This is a genomic window from Curtobacterium sp. PhB128, from assembly GCF_004340725.1.
In the GTDB taxonomy this organism is placed as follows: domain Bacteria; phylum Actinomycetota; class Actinomycetes; order Actinomycetales; family Microbacteriaceae; genus Curtobacterium.
Genome location: NZ_SLUR01000006.1, coordinates 14,973 through 32,098, shown reverse-complemented (window position 1 = coordinate 32,098; position 17,126 = coordinate 14,973). Strand labels below are relative to the sequence as shown.

The following is a 17,126-nucleotide window of genomic DNA, read 5'->3' as shown; positions in this document are numbered from 1 at the left end:
CCGGTGTGTCCTGGTCGCGGCGGCACGCCCGGCGGTCGTGTCGGGGGTTGCCCCGAGGGGCGGATCGTGGGGTACAGTAGTTCCTGCTGGACTCGTTTCCGGCGGCATCGAATCGGATTCCCCCCAATCCTTCGATGTCCAGGCGGCACCAGTTCCCCCCAACCGGTGCCGCCTCTTCTTTTGTCCGGGGTCCGGCTCGAGCGATCAGCGCTCGCCGGCCGCCCAAGATCGACGGCGATCCGCACGGGCACGCCGGTCGAGTGGACAGACCGGTACATGCTCACGCATGGAACGTTTGACGGGCTCGTAGCAATTGCTACTCCGTCCCGGTGCCCGTGAGCGAGGGGACCTGCTCGTGTGGTCTGTCGTCGCGCTGCGTCGGGCGCTCCTCGCCGAGTGGGGTACGGCTTTCTGTTTCGGGGGACAAATCGGTCCGTTGGTGCCTTCGGCCACTACCCCTCCACAGGCTGGTTGTGGCACCGGATGCCGAAAACGGCTCTCCTCCTACGCTCTGGCGTCATGCACCGTCACCGTGCCACGCCGTTCCTGCCCGGGGCCGGGCCTGTTCCGCCCAGGGCCGGACCGTTCCTGCCCGGGGCCGGGTCCGTTCTGCCCGGGGCCGGGCCTGTCCCGCCCGGGGCCGGGCCTGTTCCGCCCGCGGCTGCAGCCACCGCCCTTCGGCGTCGAACGCACGGTGTCGTCGAGTTCGAGGAACTCGCCGGCCTCGTGACGGACGCCGGGGTCACCGACGTCCTGGTCGTCGGCGGCGTCGGCACCTGGACCGACCGTGGCGGCGGACTCGAAGCCGCCGCGCCGCGCCTGAGCGAGGCGCGCACCCGGGAGCTCGCCACGCGGCTGGTGGCGCTCGGCGGACGCCACGTCGACGAGACCACTCCGTGCGCCGACGTCCGGCACGGCGACGGGATCCGGGTGCACGTCGTGCTCGCCCCGGTCTCGGTCGGTGGCACGGCGATCTCGATCCGGCTCCCACACCCAGACCGGCCGACCCTCGCCGCACTCGACCGCGCCGGCACCTTCGAGCACGTTCCGCGCTCCGTCGTCGAGGCGGCCGTGCACCAGCGCCGCAACGTCCTGGTCACCGGTGCCACCGGCAGCGGCAAGACCACCTTGCTCGCCGCGATGCTCGGCGCCGTCCCGGCCGACGAGCGGATCGTCACGGTCGAGGACGTCGCCGAGCTGCGCATCGCCCACCCGCACGTGGTCGCACTCGAAGCGCGGCAGGCGAACGCCGAGGGCGTCGGCGCGCTCGGCCTCGACCGGCTCGTGCGTGAGGCCCTGCGGATGCGCCCGGACCGGATCGTCGTGGGGGAGTGCCGGGGCGCCGAGGTCCGCGAGCTCATGTCCGCGCTGAACACGGGCCACGACGGGGGTGCCGGCACCTTGCACGCGAACGGTGTCGCTGACGTCGCCGCTCGGCTCGAGGCGCTCGGCGCCCTCGCCGGGCTCGGCGTCGAGGCGCTCGCCCGACAAGCGGTCAGCGCGTTCGACCTGGTGCTCCACGTCGAGCGTCGGGCAGGCGGACGACGGCTCGCTGCGGTGGGCGCGTTCCACGTCGGGTCGGACGGGAGGCTCGGGGTGCGCCCGGTGGACGGGGCACCGTGAGCAGGGGGTCGCTCCTGGGACGTCGGGTCCGGCGTCCCGCGCCGTTCGACCCGGCGCGCGTGGCCGGCACCCTGGACCGGGTCGCGACGCTCGTCGCCGCCGGGGTCCCGCCGCCGCGGGCCTGGGAGCTCGTCGGCAGGCTCCCTGCAGGGACCGCTCCCGCGTCCGCGGACATCGCCGTCGTCCTGCGGGTCGCGGACCGGACCGGCGCCCCCGTCGCGGAGACGCTCGGGGCACTCGCCGGCGCGCTCCGCCGATCGGCCGCGTCGGACCGGGCGATCCGGGTCGCCCTCGCCGGCCCGCGCACCAGCGCCCGCGTCGTCCTGGCGCTGCCGCTGTTCGGCCTCGGACTCGGGGCCGCGTGGGGGTCCGGAGCCGTGCAGGTCCTCACGGGCTCGCCGCTCGGCTGGGTCTGCTCGGCGCTCGCCGCCGTGCTCGTCCTGTCCGGGCGTGCCTGGACCGCGCGGCTCGTCCGGTCGGCGACGCCGGACGGACGCGTGCCCGGGGTCGTCCTCGACGCCTGGGCGGTGGCCGTCTCGGGCGGTGGTTCGTGGATCGCCGCCGGCGAGGCGGTCCGTCGTGCCGCCGACGGGATCGTCCCACCGGCTGCCGACGTGGCTCGCCTGCGCGAGGTCCTCGACCTGGCCGTGCGAGCGGGCGTGCCCGCGGCAGGACTACTGCGCCGCGCCGCGGAGGACGTCCGTGACGATGCTGCTGCCGCCGGCCTCGCCGCAGCCGAGCGCCTGGCCGTCCGACTGGTGCTGCCGCTCGGTGTCTGCGTCCTGCCCGCGTTCGTGCTCGTCGGGGTGGTCCCCGTCGTGGTCGGCGTCCTCTCCTCCACCGTCGTCGGTGCGCGATGACCTCTCCACAGATGCCGCTCGAGGCCCCGATCGTGCGGTGGCCACGCGCCACGCTGGGATCACCGCAACAGAAGGGACGAACAAATGAGCACCACCCCGAACCGAATCCGTCGCACCAGCCGCGTCGTCGACCGGCTCCGCGTCGTCGCGCAGGACGACCAGGGGTCCGCGACCGCCGAGTACGCGGTCGTCATCCTCGCCGCCGTGGCGTTCGCCGGCGTGCTCGTCGCCGTCATGCGCTCGGGCGAGGTGCAGACCATCCTCACCGAGCTCGTCCGCGGTGCCCTGTCGCTGTGACCACGAGCGGCGCTCCGACCGGGACTCCGACCGGGGCTCGGTCACGGTCGAGTTCGCGGTCGTGCTGCCCGCCGTCGCACTCGTCCTCACCCTGCTCGTCGCGGCCGTGCTGGTCGTCGACGGACAAGGACGCCTGCAGTCGGCCGCCGCGGCGGCTGCGCGGGGCGTCGGGCGCGGGGACGACGCCGTCGGACTCGCCGCCGCCGAGCGGATCGCGCCGGGATCCTCCGTCACGATCCGGCGCACCGACGACCTGGTGTGCGTCGACGCCACGCGCGGCGGCACCGGTCCGTTCTCGGCGCTGCCGCTCCGGGCGACGGCGTGTGCTGCGGCCGGGGGACGCTGACCCCGAGCGCGGTTCGGTGACCGTGCTCGTCGCCGCCGTCCTCGGCGTCGGGGTGCTCGTCGCGTCGTCAGCGCTCGCCGCCGCCGGACACCGCACGCAAGCGGTCCGGGCCGGGGATGCCGCCGACGCCGCCGCGACCTCGGCCGCTGCGGCCTCCGTCGGACTCCTGACCGGCTCGCCGTGCGACGTCGCCGAGCGGGTCGCACGGGCGAACGGCTCGGCCCTCGTGGCCTGCGACCTCGCCGCCGCGACCGCCCGGGTGCGGGTGGTCGTCGGCTCCGGACCGTTCGCCGTCGGCGCATCCGCGGTCGCCGGTCCGGCGGACGACCACCCCGACCACGGTGTGTATGGTGTGCCTGTCGGCCACCGGTCACCGATGTCCCGGGCGACCCGGACACGTTCGTGTCCAGGGCCGACCAGCACCACGGATCAAGGAGACACGTGCCAGGCACGAAGAAGCTCGTGATCGTCGAGAGCCCCGCGAAGGCGAAGACGATCGCGCAATACCTCGGTGACGGATACGAAGTCCAGGCCTCGGTCGGACACATCCGCGACCTCGTCGAGCCCAAGAACCTGCCGGCCGAGCTCAAGAAGGGCTCCCTGGGCAAGTTCTCGGTGGACGTCGACAACGGCTTCGAGCCGTACTACGTCGTGTCCGACGCCAAGAAGAAGACGGTCGCCGAGCTCAAGCGTGCGCTCAAGGATGCCGACGAGCTCTACCTCGCAACAGATGAAGACCGCGAGGGTGAAGCGATCGCGTGGCACCTGCTCCAGGTCCTCAAGCCGAAGGTCCCCGTCAAGCGGATGGTCTTCCACGAGATCACGAAGGAGGCGATCCAGCGTGCGCAGGAGGCCACCCGTGAGCTCGACACCGCCCTCGTCGACGCGCAGGAGACCCGCCGCATCCTCGACCGCCTCTACGGGTACGAGGTCTCGCCGGTCCTGTGGCGCAAGGTCGCTCCCGGCCTCTCCGCCGGTCGCGTGCAGTCCGCCGCGACCCGGCTCGTGGTCGACCGCGAACGCGAGCGGCTCGCCTTCGTCTCGGCGAACTACTGGGACCTCTCCGCTCGGTTCGAGAAGACGGGGGAGTCCTCCTTCTCGGCGCGACTCGCCCGGATCCAGGGCACCCGCGTCGCCTCGGGGCGTGACTTCGACGACCGCGGTGCGCTCAGCGGTGACGTCGTGCGTCTCGACGAGGCCGCAGCCGCCTCGCTGACCACCGTGCTCGAGCGTGCCGGGGACGCCACCGTCCGCAGCGTCGACTCGAAGCCGTACACCCGCCGTCCGGCGGCACCGTTCACCACGTCGACCCTGCAGCAGGAGTCAGCGCGCAAGCTGCGCCTGTCGCCGCGGCAGACGGCGCGTGCAGCACAGACGCTGTACGAGAACGGGTACATCACCTACATCCGTACCGACTCGGTCTCGCTCTCGAAGCAGGCGATCGACGCGGCCCGCAAGCAGGCGGCCGACCTGTACGGCGCCGCGACCGTGCCGGACAAGCCCCGTCTGTACGCGAGCAAGAGCAAGAACGCGCAAGAGGCGCACGAGGCGATCCGTCCCTCGGGCGACTCCTTCCGCACTCCGCAGGAGCTCCAGGGCACGCTCACCGGTGTCGAGTGGCGGCTCTACGACCTCATCTGGAAGCGCACCGTCGCCTCCCAGATGGCGGACGCCAAGGGGTCGACCGCATCGATCGTGCTCGGTATCTCGTCGGCCGAGTCGGTCGAGGGCATCACGTCGACCGCGAACGGCACGGACGCCGAGTTCACCGCGTCCGGCACCGTCATCACCTTCCGCGGGTTCCTCAGCGCCTACGAAGAAGGCCGCGACGAAGACCGCCACGAGTCGAGCGAACGTGCCGGTCAGGACGTCGCACTGCCCGACGTCAAGCAGGGCGAGCACCTCGAGGTGCACGACGTGCTGGCGAAGGGGCACGACACCACGCCCCCGCCGCGCTTCACCGAGGCCAGCCTCATCAAGACGCTGGAAGAGCTCGGGATCGGGCGTCCGTCGACCTACCCGACGATCAGCCCGACGATCATCGACCGCGGCTACGTGTCCCTGCGCGGCACCCAGCTCGTGCCGAACTGGATCGCGTTCAGCGTGGTCCGGTTGCTCGAGGAGTACTTCGGCGAACTGGTGGAGTACGACTTCACCGCCGAGATGGAAGAGGACCTCGACCGGATCGCGCGCGGCGACGCCGACCGGGTCGACTGGCTCAAGGGCTTCTACTTCGGTGGCGGCGACGACGACCAGCGCGGCCTGCGGACCGTCATCGACAACCTCGGCGAGATCGACGCGCGTGAGATCAACTCGGTCGAGCTCGCACCGGGCCTCACCCTGCGGATCGGTCGTTACGGCCCCTACATCGAGGTGCCGAGCGACGACCCGGAGAAGCCGCGTCGCGTCAACGTCCCCGAGGACCTGGCACCCGACGAGCTGACCGTCGAGAAGGCCAAGGAACTCGTCGACGCCCCCGTCATCGGCGACCGCGTCGTGGGCATCAACCCGGACACGGGCAAGGAGGTCCTGGCGAAGGACGGCCGCTTCGGCCCCTACGTCACGGAGCGCACCCCGGAGCCCGAGCCCACCGTCGACCCGAAGACCGGCGAGGTCGTCGACGACGCCGCCGCCGCCGCCCCGGAGCCCGTAGCAGCCGAGGCCCCCGCCGAGACGACGACCGGCAAGAAGGCCCCGGCGAAGAAGGCCCCGGCGAAGAAGACGACGAAGAAGGCCGCGGCGCCCAAGGAACGGACCGCCTCGCTCTTCAAGTCGATGGACCCGGCGACCGTCGACCTCGAGACCGCGCTGAAGCTCCTCGACCTGCCCCGCGTCGTCGGACAGGACCCGGAGACCGGCAACGACATCACCGCGCAGAACGGTCGCTACGGCCCGTACCTGAAGAAGGGGACGGACACCCGGACGCTCCCGGGCGAGGACGCGATCTTCGACATCGACCTCCCCGGTGCGCTCGAGATCTTCTCGCAGCCGAAGTACGGCGGGAACCGTGCCGCGAGCTCCGCGCTCAAGGAGTTCGAGGCGGACCCCGTGTCCGGCAAGCCGATCAAGATGAAGGACGGCCGCTTCGGCCCGTACGTCACCGACGGCGAGACGAACGCGACGATCCCGAAGGGCGAGGACGTCGAGGCCGTCGACCACGCCCGGGCGGTCCAGCTCATCGCGGACAAGCGCGCCAAGGGACCGGTCAAGAAGAAGACGCCGGCCCGACGGGCGCCGGCGAAGAAGAAGTGACCGGACGGTTCATCACGCTCGAGGGCGGCGACGGCGCGGGCAAGACGACCCAGGCCGAGCTGCTCTCGGCGTGGCTCGTCGAGCACGGCCGCACCGTCCTGCGCACCCGCGAGCCCGGCGGCACCGACCTGGGCATCCGGATCCGCGAGATCGTGCTGCACGAGCGCGGGCACGTGTCGCCCCGGGCCGAGGCGCTGTTGTACGCGGCAGACCGCGCGCACCACGTCGAGACGGTCGTGCGTCCCGCGATCGCCCGCGACGAGGTCGTGCTGCAGGACCGGTACATCGACTCGTCGGTCGCCTACCAGGGCGTTGCGCGCGGCCTCGGCGCCGAACACATCCGCTCGGTGTCGGAGTGGGCGGCGGACGGCCTGGCGCCGGACCTGACGATCCTGCTCGACCTCGACGTGACGGTCGGACGCGCCCGGGTCGCCGCGGCCCGTGGCGACACGTTCGACCGCCTGGAGTCCGAGGCCGAGGCGTTCCACGAGTCGGTGCGACGGGCCTTCCTGGACATGGCGGCGGCCGAGCCCGACCGCTTCCTGGTGGTCGACGCCGGCGGATCCACCGAGGACGTGCAGCGTGCCGTCCGTGCCGCGGTCGCCCCGCTCGTCGCGATCGACCCGGCATGACCGTGGTCGCCCGCATGGTGGTGGTAGCACGCATGACGGTGGTCGCTGACAGGATGGTCCCGTGAGCGTGTGGGACGGCCTGACCGGTCAGGAAGAAGCAGTCGCCTCCCTCCGGAACGCCGCGGAGTCGACCGACGGCACCGGCGGCATGACGCACTCGTGGTTGATCACGGGGCCGCCCGGGTCCGGCCGGTCGAACGTGGCGACGGCGTTCGCCGCGGCCCTCGTGGGCAACGGTCCCGACGACGACCACACCCTGCAGCAGATCACCGCGAAGACCCATCCCGACGTGTCGGTGCTCACGACGCAGCGCGTGATCATCACGATCGACGAGATCCGGCAGCTCGTGACCTCGTCGTACTACTCGCCCTCGGTCGGGCGGTACCGCATCGTCATCATCGAGGACGCCGACCGCATGACGGAACGCACCTCGAACCTGCTGCTCAAGGCGCTCGAAGAACCTCCGGAGCGCACCGTCTGGATCCTCTGCGCCCCGAGTGAAGCCGACCTGCTGCCCACCATCCGGTCGCGCGTCCGCTCCGTACGCCTCCGGGTCCCCGGCATCGAGTCCGTCGCCGACCTGCTCGTCGCCCGCACCGGCATCGACCGCGCCCTCGCGATGGACGCAGCACGGCAGGCGCAGAGCCACATCGGCATGGCGCAGCGCCTGGCGACGAGCGAGGACGCCCGCGATCGTCGCCGCCGCACCCTGACGACCGTGCTCGGCGTCCGGAGCGTCGGCGACGCCGTGATGGCCGCCGCCGACCTGCTCGCCGTCGCCGACGAAGACGCCAAGGCGATCACGCAGCAGCGCGACTCCGAAGAACGCGACGCCGCACTGCGATCGCTCGGCATCGAACCCGGCGGGACGATCCCGCCGGCCCTCCGCTCGCAGCTCCGGCTGCTCGAGGACGACCAGAAGCGCCGTGCGACCCGCAGCCTGCGCGACGGTCTCGACCGCATCCTGGTCGACGTGTCCTCGCTGTACCGCGACCTGCTCCTGCTCGGTCTCGGTGCCCCGGCGGAACCCGTCAACCTGGCGATGCGTGATCACCTCGACCAGGCCCTGCAGTCGGTCACGCCGGCCGCGGCGCTCGAGGTGCTCGACGCGATCGCCCTCGCCCGGCAGCGGATCGCCGCGAACGTGGCGGCGTTGCTCGCGCTCGAGGCGCTGCTCGTCACGATCGCCCGCGTCCGCCACTGACCGTGACGGACTCTCCCCGCGACGAGTGGGGCATGGGACAATCACGGCATGCCCGACGCTGAACCCGGCCTGCGCGAACGGAAACGCCGCGCCACCCGCCGCGCCATCCAGGCGGCCGCGCTCCGCATCGCGATCGAGGACGGCCTCGGTGCGGTCACCGTGGACGAGATCTCGCGTCGGGCCGACGTCTCACCGCGCACGTTCTTCAACTACTTCCCGAGCAAGGAACAGGCGATCCTCGGGGACGACCCGGAGCTGCCCGATGACGCCGCGCTGCAGGAGTTCGTCGACGGGGGACCGGACGGCGACCTGCTGTCGGACCTCGGCGCACTGCTCGTCCACTCGACGCAGGAGCTCATCGAGGAACGCGGACTCATCGAGGAGCGGCAGCAGGTGCTCCGGGCGAACCCCGAACTCTTCAGCCGTCGCATGGAGTCGATGAAGGAGTTCCAGGCCGAGATCCAGGCGGCGGTCGCCCGGCGGCTCGAACGCGAGGACCCCGAACTCGCCGCGGACCCCGATGCGCTCCGTCGTCGGGCGCGCCTGGCGTCGATCGTGGCGCTCGGTGCGCTCCGGCACGCGTGGTGGGAGTGGTCCGGGTCCGAGGCCGGTTCGCACCTGGTCGACGAGCTCCGCAGGTCCTTCGCCGAGCTCGGCGTGCTCGTTTCGCGTTCACTCGTCTGAACCTGTATAGTCATTGATCGTGCCGCTCCGGGTTCGGAGCGCGCGCGCCGCCTTAGCTCAGTCGGTAGAGCGATTCACTCGTAATGAATAGGTCGTCGGTTCGATTCCGACAGGCGGCTCAGAACACGTCCCCGGTCACGGATCTGCAACAGGTCCTGACCGGGGATTTCTGCATCTGCGGGAAACCGCACCCCTTGGCTCCGGACCAGACAGCGGGGGAGGGCGCGGGTTAGCCTCGTCAGGACGCGGGGATCCCCGCGACCGACCACCCTGCACCGCCCCGTACCCCCTCGGCGGACGACCGACGGAGGCACCGTGTTCAAGCGTGCGACGACCGTCGTCCTGGTGGCTGCTGCGGCGGCTGCGCTGGCCATCACGGCAGCCGCGGTACCGGAGTCACGGGCGACGTCATCGGCGGCCCCGGCCGGCGGATCGAGCAGCAGCGCGAGCCCGACCCCGCACCCGACCACGGTGGCCACCGATCCGACCATCGGGCGGACGCCGACCTTCTCGGTGGACTTCGACACGCCGGCTGCGGCGAACGGCCCGTTCGCGGCGACGTACGCGCAGTCGTGGCAGCCGTACCCGGACGGCACCGGCGGCAAGTACTACTCGAGCAAGATGGTCAGCGCGCACGACGGGTACATGGACATCGCCCTCGACGGCGAGCACGGTTCGGCCGGAACGTTCGGCACGCCCGAGGACGCCTGGTCGCACGTCGGGGGGTCGTTCAGCGTCCGCGCCCGTGCCACCGGCGGCGACAAGAACGGCGCAGCGATCATGCTCTGGCCGACGTCGAACGACTGGGCGGACGGCGAACTCAACTACCCGGAGGGCAACTTCGACGGTTCGCCGCGGGTGTTCCACCACTCGATGCTGCCCGGGGACGAAAAGGCGTCGGACAACTACAACACCCGGGTGTCCTGGCGGGACTGGCACACCTACACGACGGAGTGGATCCCCGGGCGGGCGATCCACTACTACCTCGACGGCAAGCTCGTCTTCACGGTCGCGCGGAACGTCCCGACGACCCCGCACCGCTACATGGTGCAGGTCGGCGACTGGGGCAAGGCCGGCCACCTGCAGATCGACTGGGTCCGCACCTACGACGCGCAGTGACGCCGGGCCGCGCCGGCCCGCTCCCCGTTCTGGGGCTGCGCCGGACCTCCATCGTGCGGGACGATCGAACAGAAGCCGTGTTCTCCGTTCGGAAGGTCGTCATGCTCCTGTCACTCGTCTACATGAGCGCCGCCGACGAACCCTTCGACCAGCCCCGCCTCGACGCGCTCCTCGAACACGCCAGGGCCCGGAACGCCGCATCGGGCCTGTCCGGCCTGCTCGTGTACAAGGACGGCCGCTTCATGCAGCTGCTCGAGGGTCCTGAGGCCGCGGTCCTCGAGACGTACCAGCGCATCACCGAGGACCCCCGGCACACCGACGTCGGGCTGCTCGTCGAGGAGCGGATCCACACGCCGCGGTTCGGCGAGTGGACGATGGCGTTCGACCGCGACCACGAGACCGCGCTCCCCGATGGCTTCGACACGTTCCTGTCCGACGGCGACCGGAGTGCGGACACCAGCAAGGCGCGAGCGTTGCTGCGCTGGTTCCGCACCCACCCGATGGCCGCGCCCGACGCCGCACTCGGCAAGCACCGGCGCTGAGGGTCAGGGCAGGTAGTACGTCGGGTTCGGCAGCTTGACGCTGCGGTCCGCCGAGCCCCCGAGCAGGTCGCTGTACTGGTCGCCGAAGTTCGCGACCACGTCGTAGCGGCCGCCCGATCGTGACTCGATGTGCGCCCGAGTCTGCGACTTGTACTCGACGGTGGTGCACTTCGCCGTGGCGCAGGTGATGTACGACGGCTGCTGCGACGCCCCGACCCCGGTCCACTTCGTGTAGTACGTCTCGGTGCCGTGCTTCGTCGCCGAGAACTGCGGGGAGCCGACGCGCTGCAGGTTGTCGATGGTGGCGGTCTCCTGATCGGCGTTCCGGCCGGTCAGCCCGATGACCGTGCAGCCGGAACGCTGTGCGATCGACACGAGCGAGGTCATCGACGGGGTCGCGGGGAACCGTTCGTCCTGCACCCACTCGTCCTGCAGTGCAGGGTCGAACACGAAGTGCATGTCCGCGACCTCCATGTCGTAGGTCCAGAGCGTGGTGTCGTCGGCGTCGAGCACGATCGCGGGGTTGCGGTGCAGCTTGCGGCCGACGGCGCACTGGGCGGCGACGACGGGGGCCTGCCGCCGGACGAGGGACCGCATCTCGCGGATGTACGGGGAGTCGGTGCGGTTCGCGAGTCCGGTGCCGGGGTCGCCGTAGTAGGTGGCGATGGTCTTCTTGACGGAGTCGATGTTCGGGATGCCCTCACCGGACTGGGTCGCACCGGAGGAGCCGTCGGCAGCCATCGTGAACTGTGTGCGGGGCGCGAGCCGGGGCTCGGAGACGCCGGGCAGGTCGGCCGAGGGGAGGGAGTAGGTGGGGTTCGGCAGCTTGAGGGACCGGTCGGCGTACCCGCCCTGCAGGTCGCTCCACTGGTCGCCGATGTTCAGCGTGATGTCGTAGCCGAGGTCCTGCTCGATGTGCTTGCGGGTCAGCGCCTTGTACTCGACGGTCGTGCAGCTCGCGGCGGCGCAGGTCACGTACGACGGCTGCTGCGAGGCGCCCTTGCCGGTCCACTTCGTGAAGAAGCGGTCCTCGGTGAAGGCGGTGTAGCCGACCTTCGACAGGTTCTGCACGGTCGCGGTCTTCTGGTCGTCGTTCCGGCCGGTCAGTCCGAACACGGTGAAGCCCATCGCGGCGGCGCGGTTGACGAAGCCGACCATGGACGGGGTGGCGGCGAAGCGCTCGTCCTGCACCCACTCGTCCTGCCGTGCGGGATCGAAGACGAAGTGCATGTCCGCGACCTCCATGTCGTACGTCCACAGGGTGGTGTCGTCGGCGTCGAGGACGATCGCGGGCTTCTCGCCGTGCCGGACGGCATGGTCGTGGATGCGCTGCAGCGACGCTCCCTGGCGGGCGACGATCGATCGCATCTCGCGGATGTAGGGGGAGTCGGTCCGGTTCGCCAGGCCCGTGCCGGGGTCGCCGTAGTAGGTGGCGATGGTCTTCTTGACGGAGTCGATGTTCGGGATGCCCTCGCCGCCCTGCGTCGCACCGGACGTGCCGTCGGCAGCCATCGTGAAGTGCGTCCGCGGCGTCAGGCCGGCGTCGGCGGAGTGCCCCGGCGAGTGTCCCGGTCCGTGTCCTGGGTCGCCCCACCCGTGTGCGTTGGCCGGACCGCCGACGAGGGTGGACGTGAGGACGATCGCGGCGCTGGTGGCGACGACGGAGAGGACGGAACGGCGCATGGAGGACCTGCACACCTTCGACTCGGGGAGGAGTGACCCCCGGATGGGGGATCGTGGAGCACGTTAGCTGGCAATCACCAGTGGAGTCCATACCAAAGTGCTGCGGCCAGTCCTGGTAGACATGGCCGCATGACGGTTCGCTGGGGAGTCATCGGCACGGGCGGCATCGCCCGGTCCTTCGTGGGCGACTGCGTCGCCGCGGGCATCGAGTTCACGGCGGTCGGCAGCCGCACCCGCGACGGTGCCGAGGCGTTCGCGGCGGAGTTCGGCATCCCACGGGCGCACGGCTCCTACGAGGACCTCGTCGCCGACGACACGGTCGACGCCGTGTACGTCGCGACCCCGCACGTCCGGCACGCCGAGGACGCCCTGCTCGCGATCCGCGCCGGCAAGCACGTCCTCGTCGAGAAGGCCTTCACGATGACGGCGGCCGAGGCGCGGACCGTGGTCGATGCCGCCCGTCGAGCGGGCGTCGCGGTGACCGAGGCGATGTGGACCCGGTTCCTGCCGCAGATGGCGATGATCCGCGAGGTCCTGGCCGAGGGGCGCATCGGCCGGCCGGTGCTCGTCGAGGCGACGCACCACCAGGCCCTGCCCATCGACCCGTCGCACCGGCTGCGCGATCCCGCCCTCGGCGGTGGAGCCCTGCTGGACCTGGGCGTGTACCCGGTGTCCTTCGCCGTCGACGTGCTGGGGGTGCCCACCTCGCTCGTCGCGGCCGGCACGCTGAGCGAGCAGGGTGTCGACACGCAGATGGGCATCGTCCTGACGCACGACGGCGGTGCACAGTCGGTGATCCACTTCGGGATGGACGTGCGCAGCCCGAACACGGCCTCGGTGATCGGCGAGTCGGGGCGCATCGACGTCGACTCGACCTGGTACACCCCGACGACGTGGCGGATCCGGGACCGCGACGGCGTCGTGGTCGAGGAGTTCGACGCGCGCGAGGAGCTCGCCGGCTACGGCCACGAGGCGCGCGCGTTCGAGGCGATGGTCACGTCCGGCGTGCACGAGGGCGGTCCGATGGACGCCGAACAGTCGGTCGCGATCATGGCCGTCATGGACGAAGCCCGCCGCCAGGTCGGCGTGCGCTACCCCGCGGACGACGCCTCCACAGCGCCCTGATCCGGGTCGCGTCGTCCACATCGGGACGATCCGGCCTGGAGGCTGCTGCCGCAGTTCCGTAGGATCGGTCGCGATGTCCGAGCAGCAGCCCACCCCGCCTTCCGTACCGGAGCGTGTCCGCGCCGCCGTCGCGGCCGCGCGCGCCTCCGCCGTGCGCCGCCCGGTGCCCTGGATCGCCGGTGGCCTCGCGGCCCTGCTCGTGGTCGGTTCGGGCGGGGCCGTCGCGGTCGCGGCGGCGATGACACCGGACACGGGCACGGCGGCCGCGCCGGCGACCACGTCGAGCGCGACCTCGACACCGAGCCGGTCGACCGCCACCACGAAGCGACCGACGAGCACGCCGACACCGACCCCGGACGCCCGCGCCGTGCCGAAGGACCCGGCCGGCCCTTCCGCCCTGCGCACCTGCTCGATCGCGGGCGCCGCGTCGGCGAGCGGTCTCGGCGCGTTCGAGGGGTACGTCATGGACGCGAAGACCGGCGAGGTCCTGTTCTCGAAGGACGGCGACAAGGCCGCCCAGACCGGCAGCGTCATGAAGACCCTGACGACGGCGACGGCGCTCGCGGTGCTCGGCGGCGACCACCGCATCCCGACCACGGTCACGCAGGAGTCCGGCGGGACCATCGCGCTGGTCGGGCACGGCGACGCCACCCTGTCCGCCGGCAACGGCACGGTCTACCCGGGGGCCCCGACGCTCGCGCAGCTCGCCCAACAGGTCAAGGCGAAGGTCGGCGACACCCCCGTCACCACGATCGTCACCGACGACACGTACTGGAGCGACGCCGACGCGTGGGACCCCACGTGGCCGGTGTCCGAGCGCACCATCGGGTACCAGCCGAAGGTGACGGCGCTCATGGTCGACGGTGACCGGGCGAACCCGGCCGCGGCGACCTCGCCCCGGTCCGAGGACCCGGTCGGCCGTGCGGGCACCGCGTTCCGGACGGCACTGGCGAACGCCGGGGTCGCTGGGGCGGGGTCGGCACAGATCGTCAAGCGCGCCACGACCAGCACGGACACCATCGCGACGGTGTCGTCGCAGCCGGTGTCGACACTGATCGGGCAGATGATCCCGAACTCGGACAACACCCTCGCCGAGATGCTCGCCCGGGTGTCGTCGAAGGAGTCCGGCTCGAACGGCTCGGCGGCGTCGCTGACCTCGGTGTACCAGTCGGCGCTCGGTTCCTACGGCGTCGACCCGGCCGGCATCGTCATCAAGGACGGCTCGGGCGAGAGCGCCGCCAACGCAGTGTCGCCGAACTTCGTCGCCCACCTCATGGTGCAGGTCGCCGCCGGCGCGAAGGGCCTCGGTACCCTCGCGAACGCCCTGCCCGTTTCGGGGCAGTCCGGCACGCTGGCCAGCCGCTTCACCGGTGCGAACGCCGTCGCCCGCGGCAAGGTGCACGCGAAGACCGGGTGGATCGACAGCGCGAACACCCTCGGCGGGTACATCGACGCCGCAGACGGATCGCGCCTGACCTTCGCGTTCTACGCCATCGGGTCCTCGCGTGCGGCCGCGCTGCCGGCGCTCGACGCGGTGACCGCGGCGGCCTACTCGTGCGGGAGCAAGCTCACCGACTCCTGAGTCACCGGGTGTTGGATGGGCCCATGGCACGGGCTCTCCTCATCGTCGACGTCCAGAACGACTTCACCGAGGGCGGTGCGCTCGGTGTCACCGGGGGTGCGGCCCTCGCGGAACGGATCAGCGCGTTCCTCGGCCGGCACGCCGAGGAGTACGACCTGATCGTCGGCTCCCGCGACTGGCACCACGGCGACGACGACAACGGCGGACACTTCGCCGGACCCGAGGGTCCCGACTTCGTCGACACGTGGCCCGTGCACTGCGTGGCCGGCACACCGGGCGCCGAGTACCACCCGGAGCTCGACACCGAGCCGATCGACGTCGACGTCTTCAAGGGCCAGGGCACGCCGGACTACTCGGCGTTCCAGGCGCGGACCGAGTCGGGCGTGCCGTTGCCGGAGATCCTGACCGAGCACCGGGTGCACTCCGTCGACATCGTCGGCATCGCCACCGACCACTGCGTCCGGGCCTCGGCCCTCGACGCCCGGGCTGCCGGCATCGACGTCGCGGTCTACGAGGACCTGGTCGCCGGCGTCGACGACGAGCGCAGCGCCCGCGCGCTCGACGACATCCGAGCGGCCGGCGGGCACGTCGACCGCAGCGACATGGACGAGGGGCTCGCGAACCCCGGAGGAGCACAACTGTGACCGAGACCAGCACCGACACCAGCACCGACACGAGCACCACGACCGGCGACCTCACCACGACCGTGGGCGACGACCACGTCACCGTGCAGGGCGTCCCGACGGGCCTGTTCATCGGCGGGTCCTGGCGCCCGTCGACGAGCGGCGCGACGTTCGCCGTCCGCGACCCCTCGACCGGCGATGTGCTGGCCGAGGTCGCCGACGCCACCCCCGAGGACGGCATCGCCGCGCTCGACGCCGCGGTCGCCGCACAGCAGGAGTGGGCGGCCACCGCACCGCGCCAGCGCTCCGACGTGCTGCGCCGCGCGTTCGACCTGGTGCGCGCGCACGAGGACGGCCTTGCCGCCCTGATGACGCTCGAGATGGGCAAGCCCCTGGCCGAGGCCCGCGGCGAGGTGGTCTACGGCGGCGAGTTCCTCCGCTGGTTCTCGGAGGAGGCCGTTCGCATCGGCGGCGACTACCGCACCAACCCCGAGGGCACCGGACGCGCGATCGTCCTGAAGCGTCCGGTCGGCCCGGTGTACGCGATCACCCCGTGGAACTTCCCCCTCGCCATGGCGACCCGGAAGATCGGCCCTGCACTGGCGGCCGGCTGCACGGTCGTCGTGAAGCCGGCGGAGCTCACGCCGCTGACCACGCTGTTCCTGGTCGAGCTGTTCCGCCGTGCCGGGCTGCCGGACGGCGTGCTCAACGTGGTGCCGTCCCTCGACGCCAAGGGCCTGTCCGAGCCGATCATCGCCGACCGCCGCCTCCGCAAGCTCACCTTCACCGGATCGACGCCGGTCGGGTCCGCGCTCCTCAAGCAGGCGGCGGACAACGTGCTCAGGACGAGCATGGAGCTCGGCGGCAACGCCCCGCTGTTGGTCTTCGACGACGCCGACCTCGACGCCGCCGTCACCGCTGCGATGCTCGCGAAGTTCCGGAACGTCGGCGAGGCCTGCACGGCCGCCAACCGGTTCTTCGTGCAGGAGGGCATCGCCGACGCGTTCGTGGCCGCCCTCACCGCGAAGGTCGACGCGCTCCGCATCGGCCGGGGCACCGAGGACGGCACGACGATGGGTCCGCTCATCGACGACCGTGCGGTGGACAAGGCCGCTGGACTCGTCGACGACGCGGTCACCCGCGGTGCTCGGCTCGTCACCGGCGGACACCGCGTCGAGCGGCCCGGCACCTACTACGCGCCCACGGTGCTCGACGACGTGCAGCCGGGGTCGGAGATCCTGACGACCGAGATCTTCGGACCGGTCGTGTCGATCACCCGCTTCGCGACCGAGGACGAGGGCATCCGGCTCGCCAACGACACCGAGTTCGGGCTCATCGCCTACGCGTTCACGACGGGCTTCCCGCGCGGGCAGCGGCTCGCCGAACGCCTGGAGACCGGGATGCTCGGGCTGAACACCGGCGTCGTGTCGAACGCAGCGTTCCCGTTCGGCGGGGTGAAGTCGTCCGGGCTCGGCCGCGAGGGCTCGCACGAGGGCATCGAGGAGTACCTCGAGACCGTGTACGTGCTCACCCCGGACCCGTTCGCCGCCTGAA

Annotated in this window: 16 protein-coding genes and 1 tRNA gene; 16 read left to right on the top strand and 1 reads right to left on the bottom strand. The window is 71.7% G+C overall.

Features of this window, described 5'->3' with window-relative positions:
- Positions 1-483: 483 nt before the first annotated feature.
- The 12 genes from EDF23_RS11500 (at position 484) to EDF23_RS11445 (ending at position 10,559) form a co-directional block, all read left to right on the top strand.
- The gene (locus EDF23_RS11500; RefSeq protein ID WP_347812709.1) at positions 484-1,623 is read left to right on the top strand and encodes a TadA family conjugal transfer-associated ATPase; all 1,140 of its coding nucleotides are present in this window, start codon (positions 484-486) and stop codon (positions 1,621-1,623) included.
- 59 nt (positions 1,624-1,682) lie between these two features.
- Positions 1,683-2,483: a type II secretion system F family protein gene (locus EDF23_RS11495; RefSeq protein WP_165901106.1), complete on the top strand. Its 801-nt coding sequence runs from the start codon at positions 1,683-1,685 to the stop codon at positions 2,481-2,483.
- A gap of 84 nt (positions 2,484-2,567) precedes the next feature.
- Positions 2,568-2,780, top strand: a complete 213-nt coding sequence (locus tag EDF23_RS11490) for a DUF4244 domain-containing protein (RefSeq protein ID WP_131921720.1) — start codon at positions 2,568-2,570, stop codon at positions 2,778-2,780.
- The gene (locus tag EDF23_RS11485; protein WP_131921719.1) at positions 2,764-3,126 is read left to right on the top strand and encodes a TadE family protein; all 363 of its coding nucleotides are present in this window, start codon (positions 2,764-2,766) and stop codon (positions 3,124-3,126) included. Before EDF23_RS11490 ends, EDF23_RS11485 begins: the two co-directional genes overlap by 17 nt.
- A 16-nt stretch (positions 3,127-3,142) precedes the next feature.
- On the top strand, positions 3,143-3,592 hold the full coding sequence (locus EDF23_RS19490) for a hypothetical protein (protein WP_207895485.1): 450 nt from the start codon (positions 3,143-3,145) through the stop codon (positions 3,590-3,592).
- A complete protein-coding gene (gene topA / locus EDF23_RS11475; protein ID WP_131921718.1) occupies positions 3,568-6,378 on the top strand; it encodes a type I DNA topoisomerase in 2,811 nt (936 codons plus the stop codon). Before EDF23_RS19490 ends, topA begins: the two co-directional genes overlap by 25 nt.
- On the top strand, positions 6,375-7,010 hold the full coding sequence (tmk, locus tag EDF23_RS11470) for a dTMP kinase (RefSeq protein ID WP_131921717.1): 636 nt from the start codon (positions 6,375-6,377) through the stop codon (positions 7,008-7,010). Before topA ends, tmk begins: the two co-directional genes overlap by 4 nt.
- Positions 7,011-7,071: 61 nt before the next feature.
- On the top strand, positions 7,072-8,214 hold the full coding sequence (locus tag EDF23_RS11465; protein ID WP_123292158.1) for a DNA polymerase III subunit delta': 1,143 nt from the start codon (positions 7,072-7,074) through the stop codon (positions 8,212-8,214).
- Between the two features lie 48 nt (positions 8,215-8,262).
- Positions 8,263-8,898, top strand: coding sequence for a TetR family transcriptional regulator (locus EDF23_RS11460; RefSeq protein WP_111084208.1), 636 nt, complete (start codon positions 8,263-8,265; stop codon positions 8,896-8,898).
- 46 nt (positions 8,899-8,944) lie between these two features.
- Positions 8,945-9,017 (top strand) — tRNA-Thr (locus EDF23_RS11455).
- Between the two features lie 196 nt (positions 9,018-9,213).
- Positions 9,214-10,017 (top strand): glycoside hydrolase family 16 protein, encoded by an 804-nt coding sequence (locus EDF23_RS11450; protein ID WP_131921716.1) that lies wholly within the window; start codon positions 9,214-9,216, stop codon positions 10,015-10,017.
- Positions 10,018-10,118: 101 nt separating this feature from the next.
- On the top strand, positions 10,119-10,559 hold the full coding sequence (locus EDF23_RS11445) for a BLUF domain-containing protein (RefSeq protein ID WP_123938665.1): 441 nt from the start codon (positions 10,119-10,121) through the stop codon (positions 10,557-10,559).
- Positions 10,560-10,562: 3 nt separating this feature from the next.
- Here EDF23_RS11445 and EDF23_RS11440 read toward each other — a convergent pair whose 3' ends face one another.
- On the bottom strand, positions 10,563-12,242 hold the full coding sequence (locus EDF23_RS11440; protein WP_131921715.1) for an HAD family acid phosphatase: 1,680 nt from the start codon (positions 12,240-12,242) through the stop codon (positions 10,563-10,565).
- Positions 12,243-12,371: 129 nt separating this feature from the next.
- On the opposite strand from EDF23_RS11440, the gene EDF23_RS11435 reads away from it, so the two are divergent.
- From EDF23_RS11435 to EDF23_RS11420, 4 genes are all read left to right on the top strand, one after another.
- A complete protein-coding gene (locus tag EDF23_RS11435) occupies positions 12,372-13,367 on the top strand; it encodes a Gfo/Idh/MocA family oxidoreductase (protein ID WP_131921714.1) in 996 nt (331 codons plus the stop codon).
- Between the two features lie 73 nt (positions 13,368-13,440).
- Entirely contained in the window at positions 13,441-14,949 is a 1,509-nt protein-coding gene (dacB, locus tag EDF23_RS11430) for a D-alanyl-D-alanine carboxypeptidase/D-alanyl-D-alanine-endopeptidase (RefSeq protein ID WP_131921713.1), read from the top strand.
- Between the two features lie 23 nt (positions 14,950-14,972).
- Positions 14,973-15,593: an isochorismatase family protein gene (locus tag EDF23_RS11425; RefSeq protein WP_131845653.1), complete on the top strand. Its 621-nt coding sequence runs from the start codon at positions 14,973-14,975 to the stop codon at positions 15,591-15,593.
- A gap of 104 nt (positions 15,594-15,697) precedes the next feature.
- The gene (locus tag EDF23_RS11420; RefSeq protein WP_243648914.1) at positions 15,698-17,125 is read left to right on the top strand and encodes an NAD-dependent succinate-semialdehyde dehydrogenase; all 1,428 of its coding nucleotides are present in this window, start codon (positions 15,698-15,700) and stop codon (positions 17,123-17,125) included.
- Position 17,126 lies beyond the last annotated feature (1 nt).